The 3,398-nt window shown below is 63.8% G+C and carries 2 protein-coding genes; both read right to left on the reverse strand.

Annotated features, from left to right (window positions below; all coding sequences use genetic code 11):
- On the reverse strand, nucleotides 1-2,459 hold a 2,459-nt coding region (locus EOA33_RS28820; RefSeq protein WP_127407188.1), incomplete at its 3' end, for a valine--tRNA ligase.
- 474 nt (nucleotides 2,460-2,933) lie between these two features.
- The coding region (locus EOA33_RS28825) for a DUF2497 domain-containing protein (RefSeq protein ID WP_127407189.1) at nucleotides 2,934-3,398 on the reverse strand (465 nt) is incomplete at its 5' end.

Consider the following 3,398-nt stretch of genomic DNA (forward strand, 5'->3'; position numbering starts at 1 on the left):
GCCTGGGCGTGGCGCTCCAGCCGCTCTTGCGTCAGCGTGTTGGCGCCGATCACCATCAGCGGCGCGATCGCCGCCGGCGGCACGTTCATTTCCGAGCGCACCGAGCGGATGCCGGAGACGAGATCGACCAGCCAGTTGATGTCGGCGGCCGCGTCCGCGTCCTCGAAGTCCGGCGACGGCCAGGCGGCGTGGCAAAGCAGCGAAGCTCGCTCCTGGCCCTCGCCGGCGGTCTGCGCCCACAACTCCTCGGTCATGAACGGCATCATCGGATGCAACAGCTTGTAGATCTCGTCGAGCACGAAGGCGACGCAAGCTCGGCTCTCAGCCTTGGCCGCCTCGTCCGTGCCCATGAATACAGGCTTCAGGAGTTCCAGGTACCAGTCGCAGAACAGATTCCAGACGAACCGGTAGGCGGCACCCGCCGCGTCGTTGAAGCGGTATGAGGAAATGCCGTCGGTGATTTCACGCGCCGCCCGCGTCAGCTCGGTGAGGATCCAGCGGTTGACCGCGAGCTTGGCGTCGTTCAGCCGGAAATCGTCGTTGCGCGCCACCTCGTTCATCTCGGCGAAGCGTGTCGCGTTCCAGAGCTTGGTGCCGAAATTGCGGTAGCCGGCGATGCGCGCCGGATCGAGCTTCACATCGCGCCCCTGCGCGGCCATCACCGCAAGCGTGAAGCGCAGCGCGTCGGCGCCGTATTCGTCGATGAGCTCGAGCGGATCGATGACGTTGCCTTTCGACTTCGACATCTTCTGCCCGTTCTTGTCGCGCACCAGCGCATGGACATAGACCGTGTGGAACGGCTCCTCGTCCATGAAATGCAGGCCCATCATCATCATGCGGGCGACCCAGAAGAAGATGATGTCGAAGCCGGTGACCAGAACGTCGGTCTGATAGTAGGTCTTGAGCTCCGGCGTCTGGTCCGGCCAGCCCAGCGTCGAGAACGGCCAAAGCGCGGAAGAGAACCAGGTGTCCAGCACGTCCTCGTCGCGGGTCAGGATCTCGCCCGGCTTGAAATTCTCGAGCTTGTCCTCGACCCAGGCCTTCCACGGCCCCTCCAGCGCCAGATAGTATTCGATCGCCGCGGCGAGCGCCTCTTCCTCGGTCTTCTCGACAAAGACGCGTCCATCCGGCCCGTACCAGGCCGGGATCTGATGGCCCCACCACAGCTGGCGCGAGATGCACCAGGGCTGGATGTTCTCCATCCAGTCGTAATAGGTCTTTTCCCAATTCTTCGGCACGAAATTGGTACGGCCCTCGCGAACCGAGGCGATCGCGGGCTTCGCCAGCTCGGCCGCGTTGACATACCACTGGTCGGTCAGGAACGGCTCAATCGGCACGCCACCGCGGTCGCCATGCGGCACGGTGTGGCGGTGCGGCTCGATCTTGTCGAGGAAGCCACCGGCCTCCATCAGCTCGACGATCTTCTTGCGCGCGACGAAACGGTCGAGGCCGTTGAGTTCGTCCCATACGGCCTGGCGTTCTGGCGTCCCCTCGAGACCGGCCAGGAAATCCTCATTGTCCTTGAGGTTGATCGCCGCCTCGACGGTGAGGATGTTGATCGCCGGCAGCTTGTGGCGCTTGCCCACCTCGAAGTCGTTGAAGTCGTGCGCCGGCGTGATCTTGACCGCGCCCGAGCCCTTTTCCGGATCGGAATATTCGTCCGCCACGACGGGAATCCTGCGGCCGACGATCGGCAGGATGACGTTCTTGCCGACCAGGTGCCGGAAGCGCTCGTCGTCCGGGTGCACCGCCACCGCCGTATCGCCAAGCATCGTCTCGGGACGCGTCGTCGCGACCGTGATGAACGTCCTGGGGTCTTCCGGGTCGAACGCCGCGCCCTCGACCGGATAGCGGAAATGCCAGAGATTGCCGTTGACCTCATGCTGCTCGACTTCGAGATCGGAGATCGCGGTGAGCAGCTTCGGGTCCCAGTTCACAAGGCGCTTGTCCTTGTAGATCAGCCCTTCCTTGTAGAGCGTCACGAACACTTCCAGAACCGCCCTGGACAGGCCCTCGTCCATGGTGAAGCGTTCGCGCGACCAATCGGCCGAGGCGCCGAGCCGCTTCAGCTGGTTGAAGATCGCACCGCCGGATTCGGCCTTCCACTCCCAGACCTTCTCGATGAACTCCTCGCGAGCCAGGTCGCGGCGATGGATCTGCTTTTCCATCAGCTGGCGCTCGACCACCATTTGCGTGGCGATGCCGGCATGGTCCATGCCAGGCTGCCACAGCACGTTCTTGCCGCGCATGCGCTCGAAGCGCACCAAAATGTCCTGCAGCGTGTTGTTGAGCGCATGGCCCATATGCAGCGAGCCGGTGACGTTCGGCGGCGGGATAACGATGGTGAAGGCCTCCGCCCCCTCCTCCGCGCCGGCACCGGCGCGGAAGGCATCGGCCACTTCCCAGATTTTGGCGATCTTCGGCTCGACGGTTTTGGCGTCGTAGGTTTTTTCGAGCATGGGAAAACGGTCCGCGCTGTCGGGAGTTTGCTGACCCGGTGTAAATCGGAAGGTTTTGGCCAAGTCAACCGCAGGGCTGCCTTGATCCTTCAGCGGCAAATAGGCTTCGCCCCGGTCATTTCAACGCCAGGCCATGCCCGCATTCGGCGCAGAACTTTGCCCTTGATGTGCGGTACGGCTTTCCACATGCCTGACAGTCGGGGCCGTAGTCGGAGCGGCGGACATGCAAGTGCCAGAAAGTATGGTGAATTGTAACCCCCGTCAGGTCACGATAGCGATCGGCGGCCGGGTTGCCCGCAGTCGATAGCTGTAAGTCAGTCGTCGGCGCATCAGCCGAGAATAACGGCGGTATATGGCTTTGAAGGGCCGGTCCTTGACCGCTGATCCTGGCCATCCAGGTCAGCCGACCGAGCCACGGCCAAAAAAAGCGCCGCCTGAGGCGGCGCTTTCATTTGTTTGACCTTATCGACGGAACTATTGCGCGCCGCGCGCCACGCGCTCGATTTCCTCGCGTACCAGGCGCTCGACCAGCGTCGGCAGGTTGTTGTCCAGCCAATCCTGCAGCATCGGCCGCAGCATGTCCTCGGCCATCTCGTCGAAGGTCTTCTTGCTGCGGCTGGCGAAGGCATCGGAAAGCTCGCCAAAGGCAGCGGCGACCTGGCGGCCGACATGCTCGGAAAGGATCGCCGTGCGGGCGGGCGGCGCCTCGGGCGGTGGCGCCGCAGCGACGCGCGAAACAGCCGGTTCATAGGCGGCCTCATCCGCCAGCTCGTCCTCGGCAATCGCAACGTCCGGCACAACATCCGGGGCGCTCGGCTCGACCCTTTCCGGCCTCGCGGCACCCGCCTTCGCCGTTTCACCGACAGCGGCGATCTCGCGCTGCCAGTCGGCGACGATCGTGTCGCTGGTTTCCGCAAATCCCGCCGGCTGAGCCAGTGC

The organism is Mesorhizobium sp. M4A.F.Ca.ET.050.02.1.1, from assembly GCF_003997725.1.
Lineage (GTDB): Bacteria > Pseudomonadota > Alphaproteobacteria > Rhizobiales > Rhizobiaceae > Mesorhizobium.